The sequence below is a fragment of the Christiangramia portivictoriae DSM 23547 genome (genome assembly GCF_000423045.1).
GTDB classification, from domain to species: domain Bacteria; phylum Bacteroidota; class Bacteroidia; order Flavobacteriales; family Flavobacteriaceae; genus Christiangramia; species Christiangramia portivictoriae.
The window spans coordinates 793712-817050 of record NZ_KE383971.1 but is presented as its reverse complement, the minus strand read 5'-3'; the positions used below and the strand labels follow the sequence as shown (position 1 = coordinate 817050).

General features: G+C 42.0%; 24 protein-coding genes. 6 read left to right on the top strand and 18 right to left on the bottom strand.

Annotation, left to right across the window (positions count from 1 at the left end; translation table 11 throughout):
* Positions 1-25: 25 nt before the first annotated feature.
* The 16 genes from G529_RS0112100 to G529_RS0112025 all read right to left on the bottom strand — a co-directional run bounded on the left by G529_RS0112100 (position 26) and on the right by G529_RS0112025 (position 15718).
* Complete coding sequence (locus G529_RS0112100; RefSeq protein ID WP_026915784.1) at positions 26-2206, bottom strand: xanthine dehydrogenase family protein molybdopterin-binding subunit; 2181 nt, start codon at positions 2204-2206, stop codon at positions 26-28.
* 21 nt (positions 2207-2227) lie between these two features.
* Positions 2228-3214, bottom strand: a complete 987-nt coding sequence (locus G529_RS0112095) for an FAD binding domain-containing protein (RefSeq protein WP_026915783.1) — start codon at positions 3212-3214, stop codon at positions 2228-2230.
* Positions 3215-3226: 12 nt separating this feature from the next.
* A complete protein-coding gene (locus tag G529_RS0112090; RefSeq protein WP_026915782.1) occupies positions 3227-4027 on the bottom strand; it encodes a 2Fe-2S iron-sulfur cluster-binding protein in 801 nt (266 codons plus the stop codon).
* A gap of 139 nt (positions 4028-4166) precedes the next feature.
* Complete coding sequence (locus G529_RS0112085; protein WP_026915781.1) at positions 4167-4922, bottom strand: sulfite exporter TauE/SafE family protein; 756 nt, start codon at positions 4920-4922, stop codon at positions 4167-4169.
* 1 nt (position 4923) lies between these two features.
* Positions 4924-6090 (bottom strand): molybdopterin molybdotransferase MoeA, encoded by a 1167-nt coding sequence (locus G529_RS0112080; protein WP_026915780.1) that lies wholly within the window; start codon positions 6088-6090, stop codon positions 4924-4926.
* Positions 6090-7082, bottom strand: coding sequence for a GTP 3',8-cyclase MoaA (gene moaA / locus G529_RS0112075; protein ID WP_026915779.1), 993 nt, complete (start codon positions 7080-7082; stop codon positions 6090-6092). Before moaA ends, G529_RS0112080 begins: the two co-directional genes overlap by 1 nt.
* Positions 7075-7971, bottom strand: a complete 897-nt coding sequence (gene moaCB / locus G529_RS0112070; protein WP_026915778.1) for a bifunctional molybdenum cofactor biosynthesis protein MoaC/MoaB — start codon at positions 7969-7971, stop codon at positions 7075-7077. The genes moaA and moaCB overlap by 8 nt, the downstream gene beginning before the upstream one ends.
* The gene (locus tag G529_RS0112065; RefSeq protein ID WP_026915777.1) at positions 7971-8414 is read right to left on the bottom strand and encodes a molybdenum cofactor biosynthesis protein MoaE; all 444 of its coding nucleotides are present in this window, start codon (positions 8412-8414) and stop codon (positions 7971-7973) included. Before G529_RS0112065 ends, moaCB begins: the two co-directional genes overlap by 1 nt.
* Complete coding sequence (locus G529_RS0112060) at positions 8404-9417, bottom strand: HesA/MoeB/ThiF family protein (protein ID WP_026915776.1); 1014 nt, start codon at positions 9415-9417, stop codon at positions 8404-8406. The genes G529_RS0112065 and G529_RS0112060 overlap by 11 nt, the downstream gene beginning before the upstream one ends.
* Positions 9414-9650 (bottom strand): MoaD/ThiS family protein, encoded by a 237-nt coding sequence (locus G529_RS0112055; RefSeq protein ID WP_026915775.1) that lies wholly within the window; start codon positions 9648-9650, stop codon positions 9414-9416. The genes G529_RS0112060 and G529_RS0112055 overlap by 4 nt, the downstream gene beginning before the upstream one ends.
* Positions 9634-10254, bottom strand: coding sequence for a nucleotidyltransferase family protein (locus tag G529_RS0112050; protein WP_035695991.1), 621 nt, complete (start codon positions 10252-10254; stop codon positions 9634-9636). Before G529_RS0112050 ends, G529_RS0112055 begins: the two co-directional genes overlap by 17 nt.
* 2 nt (positions 10255-10256) lie before the next feature.
* A complete protein-coding gene (locus tag G529_RS0112045) occupies positions 10257-11396 on the bottom strand; it encodes an XdhC family protein (protein ID WP_026915773.1) in 1140 nt (379 codons plus the stop codon).
* Entirely contained in the window at positions 11393-12544 is a 1152-nt protein-coding gene (locus G529_RS0112040; RefSeq protein ID WP_026915772.1) for a cysteine desulfurase family protein, read from the bottom strand. Before G529_RS0112040 ends, G529_RS0112045 begins: the two co-directional genes overlap by 4 nt.
* Before the next feature lie 80 nt (positions 12545-12624).
* On the bottom strand, positions 12625-12963 hold the full coding sequence (locus G529_RS0112035) for a winged helix-turn-helix domain-containing protein (RefSeq protein WP_035695988.1): 339 nt from the start codon (positions 12961-12963) through the stop codon (positions 12625-12627).
* 5 nt (positions 12964-12968) lie between these two features.
* Complete coding sequence (locus G529_RS0112030) at positions 12969-15233, bottom strand: xanthine dehydrogenase family protein molybdopterin-binding subunit (protein ID WP_026915770.1); 2265 nt, start codon at positions 15231-15233, stop codon at positions 12969-12971.
* A gap of 20 nt (positions 15234-15253) precedes the next feature.
* Entirely contained in the window at positions 15254-15718 is a 465-nt protein-coding gene (locus tag G529_RS0112025; protein WP_026915769.1) for a (2Fe-2S)-binding protein, read from the bottom strand.
* 213 nt (positions 15719-15931) lie between these two features.
* Between G529_RS0112025 and G529_RS0112020 the strand changes: the two genes are divergently transcribed.
* On the top strand, positions 15932-16612 hold the full coding sequence (locus tag G529_RS0112020) for a type 1 glutamine amidotransferase domain-containing protein (RefSeq protein ID WP_026915768.1): 681 nt from the start codon (positions 15932-15934) through the stop codon (positions 16610-16612).
* A 44-nt stretch (positions 16613-16656) separates the two neighbouring features.
* Here the strand turns inward: G529_RS0112020 and G529_RS0112015 are convergent, their stop codons facing one another.
* Positions 16657-16881, bottom strand: coding sequence for a CDGSH iron-sulfur domain-containing protein (locus G529_RS0112015; RefSeq protein ID WP_026915767.1), 225 nt, complete (start codon positions 16879-16881; stop codon positions 16657-16659).
* Positions 16882-17271: 390 nt separating this feature from the next.
* Here G529_RS0112015 and G529_RS16240 point away from each other — a divergent pair, with 390 nt between their 5' ends.
* Positions 17272-17814, top strand: coding sequence for a hypothetical protein (locus G529_RS16240; protein WP_051201429.1), 543 nt, complete (start codon positions 17272-17274; stop codon positions 17812-17814).
* Positions 17814-18197, top strand: a complete 384-nt coding sequence (locus tag G529_RS0112005) for a hypothetical protein (protein ID WP_026915766.1) — start codon at positions 17814-17816, stop codon at positions 18195-18197. The genes G529_RS16240 and G529_RS0112005 overlap by 1 nt, the downstream gene beginning before the upstream one ends.
* Here G529_RS0112005 and G529_RS0112000 read toward each other — a convergent pair.
* Positions 18174-18881 (bottom strand): arylesterase, encoded by a 708-nt coding sequence (locus G529_RS0112000; protein ID WP_026915765.1) that lies wholly within the window; start codon positions 18879-18881, stop codon positions 18174-18176. The two genes, G529_RS0112005 and G529_RS0112000, sit on opposite strands and share 24 nt — an antisense overlap.
* A 52-nt stretch (positions 18882-18933) precedes the next feature.
* On the opposite strand from G529_RS0112000, the gene G529_RS0111995 reads away from it, so the two are divergent.
* From G529_RS0111995 to G529_RS0111985, 3 genes are all read left to right on the top strand, one after another.
* Positions 18934-19617, top strand: coding sequence for an ABC transporter ATP-binding protein (locus G529_RS0111995; RefSeq protein ID WP_026915764.1), 684 nt, complete (start codon positions 18934-18936; stop codon positions 19615-19617).
* Position 19618: 1 nt separating this feature from the next.
* Positions 19619-22162 (top strand): ABC transporter permease, encoded by a 2544-nt coding sequence (locus G529_RS0111990; RefSeq protein ID WP_026915763.1) that lies wholly within the window; start codon positions 19619-19621, stop codon positions 22160-22162.
* 107 nt (positions 22163-22269) lie between these two features.
* A complete protein-coding gene (locus G529_RS0111985) occupies positions 22270-23289 on the top strand; it encodes a helix-turn-helix domain-containing protein (protein WP_026915762.1) in 1020 nt (339 codons plus the stop codon).
* Positions 23290-23339: the final 50 nt, after the last annotated feature.

Here is a 23339-nt window from a genome sequence, read left to right as displayed (position 1 = left end):
GATGATGATCCGGGTTTTTAAACTATCAAACTTCCTGAACGCCAGGTTCCAATGGCGCTTCAATTAATTTTTCAGGGGTTATGGGCAATTCGCGCATTCTTTTACCTGTGGCATTAAAAATGGCATTGGAAAGTGAAGCGGCTACACTTGTGATTCCCAGCTCTCCTATTCCTTTTATTCCCATTTTGTTGGCGATCTTGTCCTCTTCAGGAAGAAAAATGACATCGATGTTTGCCATATCCAGGTTTACAGGAACGTGATAATCTGCAAAGGAACGTGTAATGAAATTCCCGAAATTTGGTTCTACATCAGTCTTTTCAGCAATCGCCATTCCTGCTCCCATGGTTAGACCTCCAATGATCTGTCCATAGGCAGTCTTAGGATTCAGGATTTTTCCTGCGGCACCCACGTTGACCATTCTTTCGATCTTCCACATTCCTGTGTCTTTATCTACCCAGACTTCGGCGAAGTTGGCACCAAAAGAAAATACAGAATGTTTTTCAAATTCCGTAGAAGGCTCGGCCATCCCAGTCATTTCAAATTTAGTGAGCTGGTTCTGTTTTAAAAGTTCAGCCAGAGCAACCTCCTTGTCTTCAGGAATACTTCGATTGTCTTTCAATTTTTTAACTGCGTTCTCACAGGCCGCTCTTGCTCCATTACAGTAAGAGGCTGCTCCCCATGATCCTCCGGAGCCCGGGGTTACCGGGAAGTTGGAATCCCCCAGTTCTACCTTGACCTGTTCCACTGGAATGCCAAGATATTCGGCAGCAGTTTGAGCTACGATCGTATAAGTTCCCGTACCAATATCGGTTGCATCCATCTGCATGGTCGCTTCTACTCTGTCCTCCACCAATTCCAACAGCACCTTCGCGTGGGTCTTTAAATAAGGTGAATTCCTGGATGCTGCGCTAACGCCATATCCAATAAGCCAGTTTCCTTTGGTATTGGTTCGTGGCTGATCTTTACGATTCTTCCACCCAAATTTTTCTGCACCTATTCGCAAACATTCTACCAGTAGTCGCGAGGAAAAAGGTCGGTTTTTATGAAGATCTGTTTGAGTATCGTTTTTGATCCTGAACTCTAACGGATCCATCTTTAGTTTCCAGGCCATCTCATCCATCGCAGATTCCAATGCAAAACTTCCTGTCGCTTCTCCCGGTGCCCGCATCGCAAATGGCGTTTGCAGGTTCATTGGCATTAGCCTCTCGGTTACTTTGGCATTCGGACTATTATAAAGCATTTTGGAAACCATTCCGCAGGGTTCCTGGTACACTAGATTCGGGGAAGTATGCGATAAGGTATCATGAGAAAGCGCCGTCAAGGTCCCATCCTGTTTAGCGCCAATCTTCATGGTTTGCTCGTTCTTTTGTCGCAGTCCGGTATTGGTAAACATCTGTGTCCTGGTAACGGTTACCTGCACAGGTCTTCCAACCTTCTTGGCCGCCATGACCGCGAGGGTAACATGTCGCTCCACATTGAGCTTGGAACCGAATCCTCCACCAACATAAGCTGCAACCACCCGTACATCCTTCTGCGGAATCTGAAATGTATCAGATATGGCTATGGTAGCATCTTCCAGCATTTGCTGGCTTGCATAAGCTGTTACTTTCCCATTGTTCCATTCGGCGATCACCGCATGTAATTCCATAGGGTGATGATGCTCGATAGGCGTGATATATGTTTGTTCAACAACCTCATCTGCTTCAGCCAGTCCTTTTTCCATATCCCCGCGAGAATAGTCTGAATCCTCGGCTGGAAAAAATGCATTGCCACGTTCTTTACCAAAATGAATCTTAGGATCGTTTGCTTTACTATATTCAATTTTGACCAGTCTTGCTGCGTATTGCGCCTGCTCAAAAGTTTCAGCCACTACCACCCCTACATATTCTCCATAATAATGCACTTTGTTGCTTTGCAGCACAGGTGCAATGGTATCTGTTGATATTTGGTATCGATCTTTTTTAAAATCATTTAGCTTTTCAGCGTTCTTATGAGTGATTACCGCCAATACCCCGGCCGCCTTCTCTGCTTCCGTAGTATCGATAGAGGTGATGGTTCCTTTAGCAATGGTACTGTTAATACCCTGGGCATACACCTTGTTCTCGATTGGAAATTCTGAAGCGTATGTAGCTTTTCCCGTCACTTTGAGGTGTCCCTCTACGCGATCAATTGCTGCACCAACTCCAGTTTTGTTCATTGTCTTCATCTTATAATTTTTTGAAATTGGTTATGCTGTTCGATTGATGGCCTGTTGCAGTGCGCGTACGACGGCTTTTGTCCCCATCTCGACCTTGTATTTATTTTTCTCGAATGGTTTGGCATCTTTCATGGCCAGTTCTGCCGCTTTCTCGAAGTTTTCAGTAGTGGCCTTTTTGCCTTTTAAAAATTCTTCAGCTTCTGAAAGTTTCCAGGGTTTGTGAGCCACTCCGCCCATAGCCAGACCTACTCTGGAAATCATCCCATTTTGAATAGATAATCCTGCTGCAACTGAAATTAGGGCAAACGCATAACTGGAACGCTCTCTAATCTTCAGGTAATAGTAATTGTCAGAGAATTGAGGAGTAGACAAATGTATTTGAGTGATAAGTTCTCCTTTTTCCAGGTTAGTATCCTTTTCAGGTCTGTCTCCAGGCAGTCTATGGAATTCGCTGAATGGAATTCTTCGACTGGAACCATCTGGCTTTTGCACCTCAACTTCAGCTCCCATGGCTGCAAGCGCAACACACATATCTGAAGGATGTGTAGCGATACATTCCTTGCTGTATCCAAAAATGGCGTGAACGGCATTCATCCCATCAATGGCACCACAACCGGAACCTGGTTCTCTTTTGTTACAAGGCATCGAAGTCTCGAAAAAATAAGGACATCTGGTTCTCTGCATTAAGTTACCTCCGTTAGTGGCCATATTTCTTATCTGCGCTGTGGCTGCCGAGAGCATCGCCATGGATAATAACGGATAATTTTTACGGATATCCGGGTGATTCGCAGTATCAGAGTTGTTTAACATCGCTCCTAGACTCCAGCCTCCGGACTGATTCTTTTCTATTTTATTGAACTCGAGATTATTTACATCCACTAATTGATCGGGACGTTCAACATCTTCTTTCATTAGATCAACCAGATTGGTTCCTCCGGCCAGGTAATGTGTCGTTGCAGTAGTTTGCTGCAATGCTTCCTGTGTATTCTTAGCATTCGTGTAAGTGAATGGTCTCATATCTGGTTGGTATTAAGCGTTCTTTGCATTTTCCATTTGTTCCTGAGTAGCAAATTCCCAGGTTGGCATTTCACTGTCTCCGGAATGCACCTCCTTGAAGGCCTGCACGATATTATTGTAAGCACCACAACGGCAAATATTTCCAGACATACGCTCTCTTATTTCTGCTTCGGAAAGTTTCAAATCTTTTTTAATCGTTGAAAGGTCCTCGGTTAAATAACTTGCTTCTCCATTTTTCGCTTCTTCCAGTAAAGCTACAGAAGAGCAAACCTGTCCTGGAGTGCAATATCCACACTGGTAGCCATCGTGTTTTACGAAAGCTTCCTGCATAGGATGCAGTTTACCATCCTTGGCAAGACCTTCTACTGTGGTGATCTCTTTATCATCACAGGTTGCGGCAAGTGTTAAACAGGATAATTTTCTTTTTCCATCGATCATCACCGTACATGCACCACACTGGCCATGGTCACATCCTTTTTTGGTTCCGGTAAGAGCAAGACGTTCCCTTAAGGCGTCAAGCAAACTCATCCTTGAATCGATATTCAATGGTTTGCTCATCTCATTCACTCGCAAATTCACTTTTACTTCATTCAGTAAAACCCGTGCTTCTTCCGGAAGGTCTTCCATGGTACTTGCAAACAGGTCGTTCGTAAAATAGGAGGTAGCCCAGAGACTCATGCTCGCTACTGAAACCTGTTTTAAGAAAGTACGCCTTGAAGAGCCTTTCAAGCCCATTTCATCAAACACCTTCTTTTCATCATCGGTGAAGTCATCTGCCTCGACCTTGGCTTTCCATTTGTCTAAATCTTTCATGTAATTATTTTTGGAGGTAAGTCTACCCTTTAAAATTACAGAAATAAGACTCGGCAAATGTTACTGAAGTGTTAACAGCAAGCATTAATAAGGCATTTCACGCTTCTTTTAACCTAAGTTTATTCGTAATAGGAGAAAACTAGATATTAAGGTCCAATCCGAACTTCAGGATAAGCCGAAGCCCGACATAAAATATCAGCACGGCAGTCAGGATCCCGAGGACCTTTAAATTGAATTTTTTACTGCTTAGATAAGATCCGAAAATTCCGCCGAGAACAACCGCTAGCACGAGTTTTAGAAGTAGGTTGGTGTCAATTTTAAACGTACCTGCCATTTGCAAACCAGCCAGTCCAGCGATACTGTTCACCAGGATAAATACCGAAGCCAGGGAGGCGATGATTCTACCATCTTTCCATCGAAGCAAATGCAGAACCGGTGAAAGAAAAATTCCACCGCCAATACCCGAAATTCCAGATAATAGTCCAATGCTCCCACCCAAAAGCGCTTTCCTGGAGTTAGTGAATTCCGAAGAAATAAGATTGGACTGTAAGTAGCGAAGGCACATAAAGATTCCTGCTAGTATGAGGGCCACGCCCAGGATAATAAAGAAAATATCCTGGGATAGTTTTATCTGTGCTCCCAGATAGGCAAGCGGAATGCTTAGTACGAAAAATGGCCAGAGCATACGAGGTTTTAAAACACCATTTCTGGCAAAGACCAAGGTGCTAATGGAAACTACGCAAATATTCAATACCAGGGCGGTAGAGCGAATTTCATAGAAATCGGCCAACACAAGACTCAGTATGGCCAGGTAACTGGAACCTCCGCCAAATCCAACCGAACTATAGAATAGTGCGATAAAAAAGAATAACAATGGCAGGTACTCCAGGGGCATGTCAGGAAATCAGAAATGTTTTAATCAATGAGCCTTTCTCTATTTTCTCAAAGGCTTCGACAAATGCCAGGGCGTTGCCTTTAGCCATGGAACCTATCATGGAAGACCCCTGAGCATTCAGAATCCTGACAGTATTATCTTCTATATTCGCTTTTAGAAAAACGGGACGATCACCCCTGTTTTGAAAATCAGAAGCAGCTGGCAAATGAAGTTCCAACAGTCCATTCCCTGCCAATCCACTTAATTTCTGCAATAATGGTAGCACATATATGTAGAAACAACTAAGGGAAGATGCAGGGTTTCCAGGCAGCGCAAAGATGAATTTATTTTCCTTTCTTCCAAAAAACAAAGGTTTGCCGGGTTTTTGTTTCACTTTGTAGAACAGCTCATCTACTCCATTTTCTTCCAGCGCCTGCTTTACGAAGTCATAATTTCCTACTGAAATTCCTCCGGAAAGAATAAGTACACCGGCATTTTGCAAGGCTTCTGCAATGCCAGTTTTGATCTGTTCAAAATCATCTTTGATCTGTTCATTCCCAGCACTGGTAAATCCTTTGCTATTTAATGCCGCTACTATAGCCCCACTATTGGATTCATAGATCTGTCCGCCTTGCAGGGAACCTCCCGGGGCGACCAGTTCGTTGCCGGTGGTGATCAATCGAATGACTGGTTTTTTAAAGACTTTTACTTTATCAAGACCAAGACTCCCTATCATTCCAATTCCTGCAGCGGTAATTTTATACGAACTGTTGAAGACCAGTTCTCCTGATCTCAGTTCTTCCCCTTTTTTTCGGATGCACTGGCCTTCTACCGGTAATTGATCAAGGAAGAGTAGATCATTTTTTACTTCGGTTTTTTCCTGCATGATTACTGCGGAAGTTCCCTGCGGAACTTTTGCGCCGGTAAAAATGCGAACCGCTTCACCGATCTTTGGTATAATCTCCTTTAAATCACCTGCAGCCACTTCTCCAACAAGCTTATATTCCTGCTGAAGCCCGCCCAAGGCATAACCATCCATAGCCGAATTATCGAAACCCGGCAAATCGAAGCCTGCTCTCAGATCTTCCGCCAGAACTCTGCCTAGTGAATCTTTAAGACTTACTACTTCAGAATCCAGTGGTACATCCTGAGATCTTATTATTTGTAATGCTTGCTTAATTTCTACCATTACCCTCCTATTGAGATCATAGAACGATTTTGCTCATAGTGCTCGGCATCCATTTTCACATCCATACCGTCACGGCTATGTTTCTTGGATTTGATGGCATTTAGAATAATCGGACTCAAATCCTTTCCTTCCCGCATGGGACTGAGAAGATCGGTTTCAGAATTAGCGAAAAGGCAGTTTTTCATCTTCCCATCTGCAGTGACGCGAATCCGGTTGCACTCACTACAAAAAGGATTGGTGATCGTGCTCACAATCGCGAAACTACCAACGTGACCCGCCACCTTAAAGTTAGTGCTGGTACTATGTTTAGGATTCTCCAGCACTTCTATTTCTCCAAATTTTTTCTCAACCGTATCAAGAATTTCCTGTTTGCTTACCCCTTTGCTCCAGTCCCACTCATTTCCCTTAAATGGCATGAATTCTATAAATTTCACCACCAGGTTTTGATGTTTCGTGAGTGCAATAAAATCATTGATCTCGGCATCATTAACCCCTTTAATTAGAACGATATTAAGTTTGATATGCATCCCCATTTCCAGCGCCTTTTCCAGGTTTTGCATGATGCGATCATAAAAATCCCGCTTGGTAATAAAAATAGACCTTGCCTTATCCAGTGTATCAAGACTGAAATTGATCTTTTTTAATCCTATTTTCTGAAAGAGGTCCAGGTATTTGTCCAGAACAATACCATTGGTCGTGATCTTTAAAGTGACCCCAAGTTTGGCAAGTTCCTCCACGAGGTATCCAAAATTCTTACGAACCAAAGGCTCACCGCCTGTAAGCCGAATAGTATCGACTCCAAGATCTCTAAAGCTGGTTGCCAAACTAATGATCTCTTCCAGGGTCATAATACTGGGTTTATCCATTAGCTGGATTCCATCCTCAGGCATGCAATAAAAACATCTTAAATTACAGCGATCTGTGAGAGAAATTCTCAGGTATGTATGTGGTCTTCCAAAATTATCAACGATCTGCTTTCTTTCTTCACTCATGTCTCTTTCCTTCTAAAACTTTAAACGCATGCAATACATGCGGAAATATGGCGTCCATGCATTCTGCAGCGCCTTTGGCAGATCCTGGAAAAGCAAGTACAAGTTTCCCCTTCCTTACCCCTGCTACAGATCTTGACAACATTGCAAATGGCATACGCTGTTGTCCATAACTTCTAATTTGTTCTTCCACCCCAGGCAGACTTTTATCCAGCATTTCTCTTAGAACTTCAGGTGTATTATCGCGATTACTAACTCCGGTCCCACCCGTAAAAATGACCAGGTTCCCTTCTGAATTTTCTAATGCGGTCCTGATGTCTGACGGTTCATCTGCAATAATAAGCTTAGAGCCCTGAATGTTTAAATCCTTCAGTTTGGAAAGTATGATCTCCCCGGCTTTATCTTCGCCATTCCCTTTAGAAATAGAATCGGAACATACGATGACGTTGGCAGTAATCCCTTCAGCATTGGTTTTAAAAGAAGATTTTCCGCCCTTCTTTTGCTGTAATTTTATGCTACCAATCTCCACCTGTTTATCGATGGGCTTCAGCATATCATATAAAGTAAGCGCGACGATACTGGCGCCATGCATGGCTTCAACCTCCACACCTGTTTTGTAGATCGTCTTTACCTTCACAGAAATATGGATCTCAAGACCCTTGATCTCATAATCGATGCCTGTATATTCGATCGGCAAAGGATGACAATCGGGCAGCAGGTCTGGAGTTTTTTTCACCCCTAAAAGACCGGCAGCTTTCGCCATTTCGAAAACATTTCCTTTAGGTACGGTATTATTTCGAATCGCCTTTATGGTATCTTCTGAAGAAGTTTTTACAACCGCCACGGCCGTCGCTTCGCGCAAGGTGTTTATTTTATGTGTAATGTCTACCATTATTTATTTACTTTCCATTGATGTGATTCGTCTTCAAAAAGTTCTTTTCCAAAGATGGGTACTTTCGCTTTGATCTCTTCCACAAAAAAGTTGCAGGCTTCGATGGCAATCTTTCGATGTTCTGAAGATGTAAATACAAACAAACAGATTTCCCCGGCATTCACTCTTCCCATACTATGATAAATATGTGCGCAGGTAATGTCAAATTTAGAAAAAGCTGTCTCCCTGATTTCGTGAAATACCTGCTCCGCCATTTCTTCGTAAGCGCTGTATTCTATGGCCTGGACGATATTACCGTCCACTTCATCTGCCCGAATCTGTCCAAGAAAGATGCTATGTGCTCCAATATTGGTTTTTGACTGATGGTTTGCAATGGATTTCGCGATCTTTTCAGGAGGAATTGCTCCCTGTATAAATACCTTTTTTGGCTTTTTATGACTCATTTAATATGGTTTGAATTCCACCGGAAACGTTCTTTAAATTTCCGAATTTGTATTTGTTTTCTAATAATTCCTTTGCTCGCAGACTTCTAATCCCGGACTGGCAGAAAATCTGTATTTCTTGATGCTTCGGAATTTCCTGTACCCGTGCTTCCAGTTGCTGAAGTGGAATTTTTAAAATGTTCTTGGATTCAATCAGGGGTTCCTCATGCAGTTCCCTTACATCCAGGTAAAGCTGATGTTCGTCTTTTAATGTGCAATTGAAGGCCATGCTCTGAATTCCATTTTCAACGATTCTCGCGATTTCCTCCGGTTTCTTTGTTATCTCTATCAGCAGATCCTGATTTTGCATCAAATTCTGAATTTTTAGTTTGCCAGATAAGACCGTTCCTGTTCCCAAAATGATCTTTACAGCTTCCATTGCCTGGTACATTCCGAAGATTCCAGGTAACATTCCAAGAGTACCCGTAACTTCACAGGTTATATTTTCCCGGGCGATCTTCGGAAAAAGACATCTGTAAGTTGGTCCGTTTTTGTAATTGAAAACTGAACATTGTCCTTCATGCTTGTAAACCGAAGCATAGATCCATGTTTTCTCTTCCAGCAAACAGGCATCATCGATCAGGTATTTGGTTTCAAAATTATCGGTTCCGTCAATCACCATATCGTACCTTGAAATTAGTTCCCGAGCATTGTCATTAGTCAGTTTTTTATCATACACCTCCAGATTAACTTCAGAATTTAAAGCCTTCAACTTGTCGGCGGCCACAGTAACTTTCTTCTTGCCGGTATCAGCTTCTGAATACAAAATCTGTCTGTGTAAATTCGTGATGGACACGCTGTCGTGATCAAGCAAACCAAGCCGGCCAACTCCTGCACCCGTAAGATAGGTTGCCGCAGGACAGCCAAGACCGCCCATCCCTATAATAAGAATACTGGCATTCCTGAGTTTTTCCTGTCCGGTAACCCCAATGTCATCCAATGCTATTTGCCTGTCGTATCTCATCCTCCGGCGAAAGGAGGTAGAAATGCGATCTCATCTCCTTCTTTTAATGTTTTGTTTTCATCAAGTTGCTGGTTCACCGCTACCTGAATGGTCTCAGATTCATCAAATTGATATTCCTCGAAAATAAGTGTCTTAAGTTCCGCCAGGGTCTGGACGCTCTCAAGATCTTTATCTTCCTCGTGTAAGCCAGCTGTCTCCGCTAGTTTTCCAAAGTACTTAAGTTTTAGCCTCATGCTCTAATTGCTTTAATTGCTGCAGATCATCTTCAGTATCAATATCTATTATTCCTTTTTCAAATGAAATTAATTGGTAATTAGTAAGTCCGTTCTTGATCAAATCTCTCGCACCACGATCACCCTCGATCTTAAGTAAGTCCTCAAATATCTCTTTGGAAAATATGGCTGGAACACCCGGGATTCCCCGGTATTCTGAAAAACTCGCCAGGCAGTTCGTTTTCAAATGTTGATCAATCAATTCCTGTAATACCGAAACACTTATAAATGGCTGATCAGATAACAATACCAGTACATTGTCAATTACAGGATATGAATTTTGAATTTCTTCCAGTCCTTTTTTCAGGCTTGTCGACATGCCTTTCTGCCAGTTATCATTTATAAGAAGCTGATGATTTTTATGATCGACCTCTCTTAATATTCTAGCTGCATTAGCACCTAGAACTATCAATTTCTCTGAGAGATTCAATGCTTCGGAAACATCGATGCTATGCTGCAGTAAAAATTTACTTCTAAAGTTTACCAACTGCTTGGGTTTGCCCAAACGGCTGCTTGAGCCAGCTGCCAGTATAAGAACGGCGATATTTGAAGTTGACTCCTTCATCGTTATAAGCTTAGAATTTCTGAAGTTGTTCTTTTGTGAATTGGCGAATTCTTATGTTTCAGGAAATTAGCGCTGGAAGCGGTTAAAACTGCCTGTATCTCTGCCAGAATGGATAGACCTATCTCAGCTGGAGTTTCTGCTCCCAACTCCAGGCCAATGGGTGCATGGATTCGATCTTCATCTTCTTTAGAGATCCTGATTCCTTCGTTTTCCAGATCTTCCCTCATACGCTGCCATTTCTTAAGCGGCCCCAGAATACCAATGTATGGAACCTCTTTTATTGTAAGCAGCAACTTCAGTACAGCGAGATCATAATGGTAGTTATGGCTCATCAACGCAAAACAGGTTCTTTCGTCAATTTTTACATGTTGCAGAGCCTCTTCCGGCCTGGTCACGATCACATGGCAACCTGAAGTAAATCGCTGAGTATTCGCATGAGAAGGTCTCCCATCTGCTATGATGATCTTCCAACCCAAAAGTTCGGCCTGGTTCGCCAGGACCATCGCATCATTTCCTGCTCCAATAAGAACCAGTCTTACCGGCGGTTCATAAAACTGCATAAATTGGATCGGGCTATAATTACTGTTATCCAGCTGTATAAGATCAGATTGCTTATTCTGAATCACTTCTTCAGCTTTTGATAGAACTTTCTCGCTAATTTCAGCTGAAGTGTGCATAGCATCTTCAGAATAAATCAAAGCAATGGTTCCGGCTTGAAAATTTTGTTCATTCAGGTCGAATTTGACTACAATTGAAGCTTTTTCCTCATTATCTATGGCGATTTGCAATAATTCACAGGCATTTCGCTCATTTTTAAAATCAATCGCCTCAAATAATACTTTTATGATTCCGTTACAGCCTAGCTGGGCTCCAATTATTGCATCATTCTCGTCACTGGTGTCGTAGGTAACCAGTTTATTTTTTCTCTGGTGTAGCGCATGCAGCGCTTTCCGAAGTGCATCTCCTTCCAGACATCCACCACTAATAGCACCAGTAAGGTTTCCGAATTCATCTACCAGCATTCTGGCGCCTGCTCTTCGGTAAGAAGAACCCTGTACATGAACGACGGTCGCAAGAACACAAGAAACCTGATCACTCTTAAGTTTTTGATATGTGGCAACTATGGCGTCTATTTCTCTCATACCATACTGGTTGATTTAATACTGCTGATGGCGTTCTGAATATGTTCGAAAGCCTGGTTTAGTTGCTGCCGGGTGGTATCTTTCCCAAGACTAAGCCGATAGGTGGCAAGAGCCAGTTCCTCTCTGAAACCCATTGCCTGCAGTACGTGCGAGGCTTCTACGGTATTGCTGGTACATGCAGATCCCCTGGAGATAGCGATCCTGTTCATTCTTCGATACAACGCATCTCCATCTATATCATGAACGCTAAAACTGATGGTGTTCGGGAGTCGGTTTTGGTATTTTGCATTGATCTGAACATCTTCCAGACCCTCAAGCTGCTCTTCAAAATAAACTCGCAGAGCAAGCATTTCTTCTGAAGTTTTCTGCAATTCATTTTTGGCAACTTCCGCAGCAATTCCAAAACCTACCATTGCTGGTACGTTCACAGTTCCCGGCCTGATTCTTTTTTCCTGATTTCCTCCAAACAAATACCCGCTTAATGCGATTCTGGATGAAGCAAATAATGCTCCGGCACCTTTAGGTCCGTATATCTTATGCGATGAAAAAATTGCCATATCGATACCCAATGATTTTACATCGACTTCCATTTTCCCAACCGCCTGGGTAATATCACTCATCAGCACACTAGCATTCTCATGGACCAGTTTCGATATTGCACGAATATCTTGGATCACCCCGGTTTCATTGTTAGCCAACATTAATACAACCATGATGGTATCTGGCCGCATTAAGCTTTGTAAATCTTCCAGGCTTAAGATTCCTTCAGTGTTCACCTCAGCAAATTCGATCTCAAAACCATCATTTTCGAGGGCATTGAGCGTTTCGAGTATCGCTTTATGCTCTGTTCTGCAGCTTATAATATGTTTTCCCTTGGAAATATTCTCCCTGGCATAGCCGAACAAAGCGAGATTTGCCGCTTCTGTAGCTCCAGATGTAAAGGTGATTTCCGAAGATCTCGCATTTATCAAGCTACCCACCTGCATTCTTGCATTTTCCAAGGCTTCACCGGCATCCCATCCAAATGCGTGATCGCTATGAGGATTGGCAAAATTTTCAGTGAAAAATGGCAGCATTCCATCCAGAACCCGTTTGTCTACAGGTGTTGTGGCATTATAATCAAGGTATATCTTACTGGATTCTAACAAGTATTTCGAGCGTTATGTATTTAAATATATATCGGACATTAAAACTATGAAAGATGCTTTTAAAAATCATAGTTTTAGTTTTAATTTAAGATTTCCAGAAGTTGTCTCTCTTCCTGCGTTACCTCCTGTAATTTGTGCTGAAGCTTAATGTAGGCTTCCATTACTTCTTCAGCACGAGTGGTAACCTCTGCTCCTCCACCAGTTTTGCCTCCTTTTCTCAAGATTACCAACGGCTCTTCAGAATGCTTATTTAACTGTTGTATCATATCCCAGGCTTTGCGATAGGACAACTGCATTTTTTCTGCCGCTCTGGACAGACTGCCTTCAGCTTTAATATTCCGAAGTAATTCATGGGGACCCGGGCCATAGAATTTATCTCCGTTAGTTTCGATCCAGCATTTTACCTTGATGCTCTTCATAGAAATCAGGTCTTAAGATCACCCTGCAAACCTGTTATAAATGGTTGCTTATAAAATCTCTTTCCGGTGGCTTTATAGAGCGCGTTGGCCAATGCTCCCTGAACTGGCGGAAATGGCGGTTCTCCCAAACCTGTAGGATCGATCCCGTTATCTACAAAATGAACATCAATCTTTTTGGGAGCCTCTTTATGTCTAATGAGTCGATAGCCGTCAAAATTGCTTTGCTGCGGAACTCCTTCAGAAAAGGTCATTTCACTGAACAATGCATGACCAATGCCATCAATCGTTCCACCTTCTACCATATTCTTAGCAGCTTCAGGGTTTACCACGATTCCGCAGTCAACCGCGCAGGTGACTTTATTGATAAGAGGCTGATTATTCTCAACAGTCATGTCGAGGATCTGGGCGACATAAGAATTATGACAATAATAGGCAGATACGCCTCTCGCCATTTTTGAGTCTGAATTCCAGCCAGATTTGTCCCGGGCAAGTTTCAGAACCCCCGCATATCTTCCTGGATCATAATCGTTGTTTTCACCAACAGGATTTTTCTTTGCCTTATCCAGCATTTCTAGTCTGAATTCTATAGGATCTTTTCCCATTTCTTCTGCCAGTTCATCGAGAAACGATTGCTCAGCTCCAGCGATAAAATTGGACCGTGGTGCTCTAAAAGCTCCAACAGAAATATTGGAATCTACCACCCAGCTTTCTGCCAGGTAATTATCTATAGCCCCTGCCGGGAATCTATTTGCAAAAAGCGGACTCTCAGGAATACCGCCTGCATTCACATGGAAAGCGGTTAATTGATTATTCGCGTCTAAAGCTGCCTTATAAGTCACATGGTAAGCCGGCCGGTATACACCATTGGTCATATCATCTTCCCTTGTATAAATCAGCTTAACAGGTGCACCCACTTTTTCTGAAATGACCGCAGCTTCAACCAGAAAATGACCGTAAAGTCTTCTTCCAAAACCTCCGCCCATGCGCGTCATTTGAATATCTATATTTTCCAGATCGATCCCAAGTCGTTTCTGCACACTTTTCTCAGCATATTCCGGAGTTTGTATGGGGCCTATTAATTCAGCTTTGCCATTGGAGACATTGGCGAAAAAGTTCATGGGCTCCATACAGTTGTGCGCCAGGAACGGGCAGGTGTAAGATCTTTCGATCACTCTGGCAGCATTTTTAAAAGCCTTTTCAGGATCTCCATCCTTTCTTACCACTTCGGCGTTTTTGGTACCGGCTTCTACCATCAAAGAGCTGTGAATATCACTACTTTCGAGTCCGCTGGCATCCCTCATTCCTGCAGATTTCTCCAGTATCTCGATCTCTTTGGTAAGTTCTGGGTTGAGATCCCATTCTACTTCCAGCTCTTTGCGGGCCTGCATAACCTGCCAGGTAGTCTCGCCAACAACGACGACTAGTTTTGAGAATGATCCAACATCGCTCCACTCCTTTTCCATATCTTCAGGAAATGTATCAATGGTAAAAACATCTATAATGCCGGGTAGGCCTTTTGCTTTTTCGGCGTTCATATTTTTAAATTCCATGCCAAATGCCGGTGGCTGCAAGATCATTGCGATAAGCATGCCATCGCGCTGAGTGTCCAGGCCGTACAGCGGTTTGCCTGTTACGATCTTTTTCGCGTCCACGTTCTTCCTGGAGGTGCCTATGATTCTGAAATCTGTATTTTCCTTTAAACTTACTTCCTCTGGGACTTCGATGGACGCGGCTTGTTTTGCTATATCTCCAAAGCCAATTTTCTTATCAGAATTAATATGTTCAATCACTCCGTTACTAACTGTAATTTCATCCTGAGGAACTTCCCATTGTTGAGCAGCTGCTGCAACCAGCATATGTCTTGCAGTCGCACCGGCTGTTCTTAAAGATTGCCAGCCCTGCCTGATGGATTGACTACCACCAGCAAGTTGTCGCGTGAATATTTCTGTATTAAGAGGAGCCTGCTCCACGATCACATTATTCCAGTCTACATCGAGTTCCTCTGCAACGATCATAGGCATGGATGTTTTTACATTCTGCCCGATTTCAGGATTTGGAGAATAAATGGTCACGATTCCATTGTCGCCTATTTTAAGATAGCCATTCAATTCGAACCATTCATCTGGCATTTGCATTGCCAGTTCTTCACTGCCTTCTTCTGCCGGGCCTTTGCAAGCCATCCAGTTAAAGCCAATAATTAGTCCGCCACTGGCTATCGAAACACTCTTTATAAAGGATCGTCGTCCAAACCTTGTTTTTACTTTACTCATCTTACTTGCTTTGACTATTATTAAACTTCCTGAGAATTGGATGCGGTCTTGATGGCAGCTTTAATACGGGTATAGGTTCCACACCTGCAAATGTTCCCGTTCATTGCATTTTCTATCTCAGAATCTGTAGGATTAGGATTCCGGTTGAGTAGTGCAGTTGCAGTCATGATCTGGCCAGCCTGACAGTATCCGCACTGTGGTACATCGTGCTCAAGCCATGCTTTTTGAACAGGATGATCTCCATTCTCTGAAAGGCCTTCTATCGTAGTGATCTTACTTCCAGCTGCTGAGGAAATAGGTAGTTGACAGGAGCGTACAGCATTGCCATTAAAATGGACGGTGCAGGCACCACATTGCGCAATTCCGCAGCCAAATTTGGTACCTACCAGTTTTAAGTGATCCCTTAAGACCCATAGCAAAGGGGTATTGGGATCTATATCAAAAGCCTGCTCTTTATTATTAATGCTTAGAGTGATTGACGCCATATCTTAAATTTTCCTAAAAATTACGTATTTATTTCATTCAAAACCAGCTTCCATCTCAATTAGAGGATAATTTTTCCGGCAGCTAACAATTTTTTAACCAGTATCCTTAACCTATATCAATCTTTATGGACCGTTTCATGCTTAAATTTGTGCTAAATAATTCTCTGACTGAACATTAAGTTGGAAATTGAGAACAAACCAAAAATTATTATTATGAAAGTTTTATTTGTACTTACATCACACGATAAATTAGGTGATACTGGAAACAAAACTGGTTTCTGGATCGAGGAATTCGCCAATCCTTACTATAGTTTACTGGATAAAGATGTTGAAATTACTGTTGCGACTCCTGAAGGTGGAAAAGCTCCAATAGATCCTACCAGTGATTCTGAAGACAACCAGACTGAAGACACAATTAGATTTAAAAATGATGAAGCAGCTCAGAAAGTGATCAATAATACACACAAGCTATCTGATGTTGAGGAAGCTGATTTTGATGGAATATTTTATCCAGGAGGACATGGCCCACTTTGGGATCTTTCTAAGGATAAAAGATCTATAGAATTGATCGAAAGTTTTAACGAGGCGGGAAAACCAATAGCTTTTGTATGTCATGCACCAGCTGCACTTAAAAACGTAAAAGCTAAGGATGGAAATGCCCTTGTAAAGGGTAAAAAAGTGACCGGGTTTACAAATTCTGAAGAGGAAGCTGTTCAACTTACTGATATTGTGCCTTTCCTAGTAGAAGATATGCTGAAAGAAAATGGTGGTATTTATTCCAAAGAAGCAGATTGGAATGAGTATGCAGTGACCGATGGGAATTTGATCACCGGGCAGAATCCTCAATCATCTGGAGCAGTAGCTTCAAGATTATATGATATGCTAAAGAAGTAGGTGATATCTACATAAAAAAGCCTCTGACGTTCAGAGGCTTTTTTTTATTTCTTTTTTGGAGGTAAGTCGAATGCTACTGCTTCGTGCTCGAAATGGTTTCTATGCGCTCCGTCGCAAAACGGCTTATTATTGGATAATCCACATCTGCAGACAGAAACCAGGTCTCTTCCACCCAGGTCGTAAACGTTTCCGTTCTTATCCACGATTTCAAAATCTCCTTCTACTTTCAGAGATCCGTTACTATTGACAGTTAATTTTGTTTTCGACATTTTTATAAGAATTGAACTACGAATATAATCGAAAGATGGTTTAGATTCTTTCTATTTAAGGGCTGTCCAAAGGAATAAGAAAAATAGAAAAAAGCTTCCGGTAAGAAGCTTTTTTCAAAACTGATCATTAATTATGCAGATCTTCGAGCATTTAGATTTATAAATAATACCAGTCCAAATTCATTTTAAAATGATAGAATTGATAGTGGCCAGAACTCATATATGGTTATAAATCAATGCACTACTTGATCCTACTTAAAAATAGTGATTATTTTATTTTAGAAACAATTCAACATTCGTTAAAATTAGTGGATTCACCAAAATCCCTTAAGACTCAGCAATATTCTTACTTTTTGAAAGGTTCTTCTTTTCTTCGAGACCACTACATTCATGCGGAAACTACCCCAATTCATATTCTTTGTATTTCATCTTCTTTTTATTGGATTTGCAATATTTGAGAGTCAGCAGCAGCTTTTTCAACTTACTGCCCTTATATTGATCACCTCGCTGCTTCTCTACTTTTACACTAAGCATATTTCTAAAAAAAAGGATTCGACAAATCATGAAATTCACCTGGAAACGATCTTCTTCGTGATTGCTGGCGGATTGGCGACTTTCCTATTACAGGATCAACTTCAACTAAATGCAGTACTTTCTGCAGGCATCATTGGTCTTACTGGTGGCGTTTTGCCGAAACTGACAGATCATCGACTTGCCAGCATAGCTTCACCTGCCATTTATTGTGGTGCTTTCGTAGGAATGACGCCGGCCATCGTTGCTGGAAACTACATTTTTATATTACTCGCTTCATTTTCTGCTGCATGCATACTGATCCTGTTGCGTGGCGATTTTAAGGGGTATGCAGGAAAACTTGGAACTATCGCTTTTGCCGGTGTAAGCCTTGTAAGTCTTTTAACCTACTTTCTATTATAATGTTTTTACTACTTATTATAGGTTGCAGCTTGTTCGCAGGTCTATCGACCTATTTCCTGAACAATAGACTAAATTTAGGAGCCGTTATTGCTTCTTCCCTGATGAGTATTTTGGGAGGATTTTTAAGCTATATGCCGTTAAGTGAAGTTCTTCGGGAAGCACTACCTCTGGTTATCATGGGTGCAAGTTTTGTTGGAATGGCTTCAGAAAAAATCGCAGGCAGTTACCGCCTTATCACTTTGTCTTCTGTTTTCTTCGGAATATTATTTTACTGCACCGGCATATTTTTCGAAGGTTTTGGAGGCAGTCTGGGCACTACCGCGGCGATCGCATTTTGTTCCAGCCTGGGGTTTCAAGAACTATTTCTGAAGGAGAGGTTCTAAAGTTTCCCAGATATTGTCCACAAGAATTGGCTGTGCTTCAGCCGTTGGATGAATTCCATCCTGTTGATTGAGTTCCGGATCACCTGCAACACCTTCAAGAATAAATGGTATTAGTTCAATATTCTCTTTTTCAGCCAGCTCCGGAAATAACTTTTTAAATTCTGAAGTATATTCTGCTCCCAGGTTTGGCGGAATCTGCATGCCAGCAAGAATGATCCTGGTTTCTGCATTTTTTTCCTGAACGTAATCTACGATCTTATTGAGATTGGACCTGGTTTCAGCTAAAGGAACACCACGTAAGCCATCATTTGCGCCAAGTTCAAGAACAAAGATCTCCACATTTTGCTTGAGAACCCAGTCTATACGATTGAGACCTCCGGCAGTCGTTTCTCCACTCAGCCCTGCGTTGATCACCTTGTAATCATAACCCAGAGAATCCAGTCGCTGCTGAATTAGATTGGGGAAAGCTTCATCGGTTTCAAGCCCGTAGCCTGCAGTAATACTATCCCCAAAAAACAGGATGGTTTTAGTATTTTCTTCTTCTGAATTATTCTCAGATTCTTCAGTGGCAGATTTCTCTTCAGATGCAACCGATTTTTTTTCATTTCCGCATGAAAGATTCAGCAGTAAAACTAAACTAAGCGCAAAGATTTGAAAGCTTCGAAAGATAGGTGCAGTATTCATAAAATCATTTCTTATTTTGTTGGCCCGAGTAAAGAAAATTAAAACAACTAAGATGGCAAAAATTTTAAGGGTGGAAAATCTCAGCAAAACTTATGAAAACGGGAGTAAAAAGCTGGTCATCCTGGATAAGATCAACTTTGATATTGAAGAAGGTGAAACTTTTGCTATCGTTGGCCCTTCGGGAAGTGGAAAGACCACATTACTTGGCCTGAGCGCGGGACTGGATCGAATTGATGATGGAACTGTGGACCTTTGCGGACAAAATTTAAGTGAGCTTGATGAAGATGGTCGCGCCGAGTTGAGAAACAGGCATGTTGGTTTTGTATTCCAGAACTTTCAATTGATTCCTACCCTCACGGCACTGGAAAATGTCGCGGTACCATTGGAGCTGCGGGGAGATTCGAGTGCAGAAAATGAAGCCACAGCCCTTCTGGAAAAAGTTGGCTTACAAGACAGAATGCATCATTATCCTACACAACTCTCTGGAGGAGAACAACAAAGAGTAGCTCTGGCGCGGGCATTTTGTAATAAACCCAAAATACTTTTTGCAGACGAACCTACCGGAAACCTGGATGAAGCTACCGGAAAAAATGTAGTTGACCTTTTACTAAGCCTGAACAAGGATCTGGGTACTACCCTGGTGATCGTGACCCATGATTTGGAACTTGCCAAGAAAACACAACGTATCCTGAAACTTCGAGGTGGAAAGGTTCAGAAACTACAAAACCAGCAGTAATATGAGTTCCCATAGATCTAAGGCTGGTTTCTCCTGGTTATTAAAAATGGCTTACAGGGACGGGAAAGCAAGCAGCAGGAAATTATTTTTATTTATCGCATCCATCGTTCTGGGAATCGCTGCGGTGGTTTCCATACAATCTTTTAGTACAAACCTTAAACGTAATATCGCACTCCAGTCAAAATCGCTGATGGGTGCAGATTATATTATTGACAGTGATCAACTTCCTACCGAAAAAGTTTTTGGGATCATAGATTCCCTGGGCGGCGCAGAAGCAAGAGAAATTAGTTTCGCTTCCATGGCAGCCTTTCCCGGAAAACAGGGAACGAAGTTAATGCAGGTTCGGGGAATCGAAGGAGGTTTTCCATTTTATGGGGAAATAGAAACTACACCTGCACAAGCTGGTAGGAATTTTAAAAAATCTAGTGTTGCTTTGGTTGATGCCACGGTAATGCTTCAGTTGGGACTGGAAATTGGGGACAGCGTGAAAATTGGTAACGCCAGATTAAAGATTGGCGGAGCTTTAAACAATGTTCCGGGTAGCTCCAGCATTTTCAGTTCCATAGCTCCTCCTCTACTCGTACCATTTTCAGCCATAGATGAATCTGGACTGGTTCAAACCGGTAGCCGAATCGATTACAAATATTACTTTACTGCTTCTGAAGATCTTGATATGGAGAAGTTTGATGAAGAACTTGATCCTATACTTGATGCAAATGAAGCAGACCTGGACACGCACCTGTCCACCAGCCGGAGATTGGGAAGGCGCTATGAAAATTTTGCGAAATTCCTGAACCTGGTCGCTTTTATCGCGCTATTGCTTGGGTGTGTTGGAATCGCCAGCGCCATACATATCTATATTAAAGAAAAGGTTGCATCGATCGCAATTTTAAAATGCCTGGGAGCATCCAGAAAACAAAGTTTTCAGATCTTTTTGATACAGGTGATCATCATTGGATTAATTGGCTCTGTAATTGGAACACTATTAGGCCTTGGTTTACAGGAATTTTTCCCCTACCTGCTTCAGGATCTGCTACCGGTAGAATTGGATCTGCAAATATCGCCGCTGGTAATTCTTACAGGAATTATCCTGGGAGTCAGTATGTCGGTGCTTTTTGCATTATACCCTCTACTTAAAACCCTGGATATATCTCCATTGCAGACCTTGCGCATGCAGCAATCTGCAGGATCGAATAAAAGATATAAGTTCCTGGTATCACTGGCAGTCATCATCTTCATCTGGATCTTTGCATTCTGGTTACTCGATAATTGGTTATACGCGATCTGGTTCGTTCTGGGACTGGCAGTTACCTTTACCATTTTAAGCGGATTTGCGGCTTTGATCATGAAATTGGTCAAAAAGTATTTTCCGAAGAACTGGGGATTCCCGGTTAGACAAAGCATTTTAAACCTCTACCGACCTCAAAATCAAACACTCATTCTCATCCTGGCCATTGGAATAGGAACTTTTTTAATTAGCACCCTGTATTTTACCAGGGATTTGCTTCTGGCCCAAACCACACTTGAAAGTAAGCAGAATACTCCAAATATGATCCTGCTGGATGTTCAAAGTGAGCAGAAGGAACAGGTAAAGCGTGTTATTGACAGTAGTGACCTGGAGCTTTTAGAAGACATCCCTATAGTAACGATGCGGGTTATTGAGCTGAAAGGCAGAAGCACCAATGAAATTCGTAATGATACCAGCAGCACGATAAATAACTGGGTTCTGGATCATGAGTTCCGCACTACGTATCGTGATAGTCTTTCTGAAACTGAAGAGATTCTTGAAGGCTATTGGAAGTCTAAATACACTGGAGAAGGTGCTGTGCCCATTTCTATAAGTGACAACCTTGCTGAAGATGCCGAGGCCAGTATTGGAGATCGCATGATATTTAACGTTCAGGGAGTTCAGCTGGAAACTGAAGTGGCGAGTATCCGCAGCGTTGACTGGAGTAACATGCAGATTAATTTCTCGATTTTATTCCCCACCGGTGTCCTGGAAGATGCACCGCAATTCAGAGTAATGACAACACGCGTGCAGGACGATAATACGTCTGCGAAGCTTCAGCAGCAACTGGTAAAGAAATTCCCCAATGTGACCATTATCGATCTTAGACAGGTTCTAAAAGTTGTGGAGGAAATTCTCGGCAAGATCTCGTGGCTTATTAATTTCATGGCTTTTTTCAGTATTCTTACCGGCATCATCGTACTCATTGGTGCAGTTAGAACCAGCAAATATCAACGAATTCGAGAAAGTGTGCTTTTAAGGACCCTTGGAGCAAAAAACGCTCAGATCCTTAAAATTCTTGGTCTGGAATATTTGTTCCTGGGAATCCTGGGAAGCATGTCTGGGATACTGCTATCTTTTATATCGAGCTACCTGATTGGCTATTTCCTGTTTGACACAACGTTCATCCCCTCATGGATTCCGTTTCTGGTAGTTTTTCCAGCAATTACCGCACTGGTTGTGATCATTGGGCTGGTGAACAGTTATAGTGTCGTAAAAAGTCCACCCCTGGCTGTGCTACGGAAAGAGTTAGGATAAGTTAAATTGATCGTAATTATAAAGACCATATGAATTTAACAATTCTTTAGCCGTGATAATCCAAATCGCAGTGTACCTTGTATGGATTAACCAGCTAACTCAATTTTATGAAGACTTATCATTTAGAAATAAATGATGTAGATGATTTTATCCCCGAACTTGCAAAGACCGTAGGTATAGATCATTCTGAACACCTTGGCGAATTTTCATTATTCATTCCAGATTCAATAGGCGATGGTAACATTCGGGGAATTAATTTTCCTAATGGCATTGGTTTGTATATGTACCATGTAACAGTTCGGGAGGATACAGAACTTCGAATCTCCCATCCCACTATAAAACCTATACGATTCATATATTGCCTGGAAGGAAAGATTGGCAGTAGTTTCGATATTTTAGATACTGAAGTCGTGGTGGAAGATCATCAGTTTGTCATCGCAGCTCCTAAGAGCAAGGAGACTTACAATATTACCCTTAAAAAAGATGTGGAAACAACACTTTGTTACCTCGAGATAGATCGGTTGAAGTTTCAGGAATACTTCAGTTTTGACTTGCATGAACTGGAACCCATTTTTTACAGATTATTTAGTGACGTACAGGCTCACAACCGGGTTTCGAGTTTGGGAAATATCAGTCTTCAAACTTCAGAAATCATCAAGGAAATTAAAACCTGTGATCTAACAGGTTTTCCCAGGATCAATTTTGTGGGTGCGAAATCGTTGGAGATTCTTAGTTATATGCTTAATCGCTTTAAAAAGGAGGATCAGCAAACTCAGGATGAATTAAAGGAGAAGGACCGGGCGGCCGTGGAAAAGGTTGTGGGCTATATAGATTCCAATCTTGCTCAGGTGGGAACAGTCAATGAACTGGCCCAGATCGCCGGAGTTAATACTAATAAACTCCAGGAAGTCTTTCAGAAAGTTTATGGGAAAACCGTGAACGAGTATGTGCGCGATATTCGCCTTACAAAAGCTCTGCACATGCTTTCTTCCGGAAAAAAGAATGTGAGCGAAGTGGTATATGAACTTGGGTTGTCAAGCCGGAGTTATTTTTCAAAGATCTTTAAAAGAAAATACGGAGTATCCCCCAGGAAAGTTCTTTCCAGAAATGAGTTACCAGCTAAATAATCATTTTTTATAACAAACATGAAGGTACTGGTCCAGGCTTTGGTCTGGGT

What these genes read in the sequence shown, in the direction of transcription:
- G529_RS0112015 (WP_026915767.1), bottom strand. Translation starts at nt 16,881, where the DNA reads ATGTCGAAAACAAAATTAACTGTCAATAGTAACGGATCTCTGAAAGTA.
- G529_RS0111995 (WP_026915764.1), top strand. Translation starts at nt 18,934, where the DNA reads ATGGCAAAAATTTTAAGGGTGGAAAATCTCAGCAAAACTTATGAAAAC.
- G529_RS0112055 (WP_026915775.1), bottom strand. Translation starts at nt 9,650, where the DNA reads ATGAGGCTAAAACTTAAGTACTTTGGAAAACTAGCGGAGACAGCTGGC.
- moaA (WP_026915779.1), bottom strand. Translation starts at nt 7,082, where the DNA reads ATGAGTGAAGAAAGAAAGCAGATCGTTGATAATTTTGGAAGACCACAT.
- G529_RS0112095 (WP_026915783.1), bottom strand. Translation starts at nt 3,214, where the DNA reads ATGAGACCATTCACTTACACGAATGCTAAGAATACACAGGAAGCATTG.
- G529_RS0112035 (WP_035695988.1), bottom strand. Translation starts at nt 12,963, where the DNA reads ATGAAGAGCATCAAGGTAAAATGCTGGATCGAAACTAACGGAGATAAA.
- G529_RS0112090 (WP_026915782.1), bottom strand. Translation starts at nt 4,027, where the DNA reads ATGAAAGATTTAGACAAATGGAAAGCCAAGGTCGAGGCAGATGACTTC.
- G529_RS0112020 (WP_026915768.1), top strand. Translation starts at nt 15,932, where the DNA reads ATGAAAGTTTTATTTGTACTTACATCACACGATAAATTAGGTGATACT.
- G529_RS0111985 (WP_026915762.1), top strand. Translation starts at nt 22,270, where the DNA reads ATGAAGACTTATCATTTAGAAATAAATGATGTAGATGATTTTATCCCC.
- G529_RS0112085 (WP_026915781.1), bottom strand. Translation starts at nt 4,922, where the DNA reads ATGCCCCTGGAGTACCTGCCATTGTTATTCTTTTTTATCGCACTATTC.
- G529_RS16240 (WP_051201429.1), top strand. Translation starts at nt 17,272, where the DNA reads ATGCGGAAACTACCCCAATTCATATTCTTTGTATTTCATCTTCTTTTT.
- G529_RS0112065 (WP_026915777.1), bottom strand. Translation starts at nt 8,414, where the DNA reads ATGAGTCATAAAAAGCCAAAAAAGGTATTTATACAGGGAGCAATTCCT.
- G529_RS0112025 (WP_026915769.1), bottom strand. Translation starts at nt 15,718, where the DNA reads ATGGCGTCAATCACTCTAAGCATTAATAATAAAGAGCAGGCTTTTGAT.
- G529_RS0112000 (WP_026915765.1), bottom strand. Translation starts at nt 18,881, where the DNA reads ATGAATACTGCACCTATCTTTCGAAGCTTTCAAATCTTTGCGCTTAGT.
- G529_RS0112045 (WP_026915773.1), bottom strand. Translation starts at nt 11,396, where the DNA reads ATGAGAGAAATAGACGCCATAGTTGCCACATATCAAAAACTTAAGAGT.
- G529_RS0112050 (WP_035695991.1), bottom strand. Translation starts at nt 10,254, where the DNA reads ATGAAGGAGTCAACTTCAAATATCGCCGTTCTTATACTGGCAGCTGGC.
- G529_RS0111990 (WP_026915763.1), top strand. Translation starts at nt 19,619, where the DNA reads ATGAGTTCCCATAGATCTAAGGCTGGTTTCTCCTGGTTATTAAAAATG.
- moaCB (WP_026915778.1), bottom strand. Translation starts at nt 7,971, where the DNA reads ATGGTAGACATTACACATAAAATAAACACCTTGCGCGAAGCGACGGCC.
- G529_RS0112060 (WP_026915776.1), bottom strand. Translation starts at nt 9,417, where the DNA reads ATGAGATACGACAGGCAAATAGCATTGGATGACATTGGGGTTACCGGA.
- G529_RS0112080 (WP_026915780.1), bottom strand. Translation starts at nt 6,090, where the DNA reads ATGGTAGAAATTAAGCAAGCATTACAAATAATAAGATCTCAGGATGTA.
- G529_RS0112005 (WP_026915766.1), top strand. Translation starts at nt 17,814, where the DNA reads ATGTTTTTACTACTTATTATAGGTTGCAGCTTGTTCGCAGGTCTATCG.
- G529_RS0112030 (WP_026915770.1), bottom strand. Translation starts at nt 15,233, where the DNA reads ATGAGTAAAGTAAAAACAAGGTTTGGACGACGATCCTTTATAAAGAGT.
- G529_RS0112100 (WP_026915784.1), bottom strand. Translation starts at nt 2,206, where the DNA reads ATGAAGACAATGAACAAAACTGGAGTTGGTGCAGCAATTGATCGCGTA.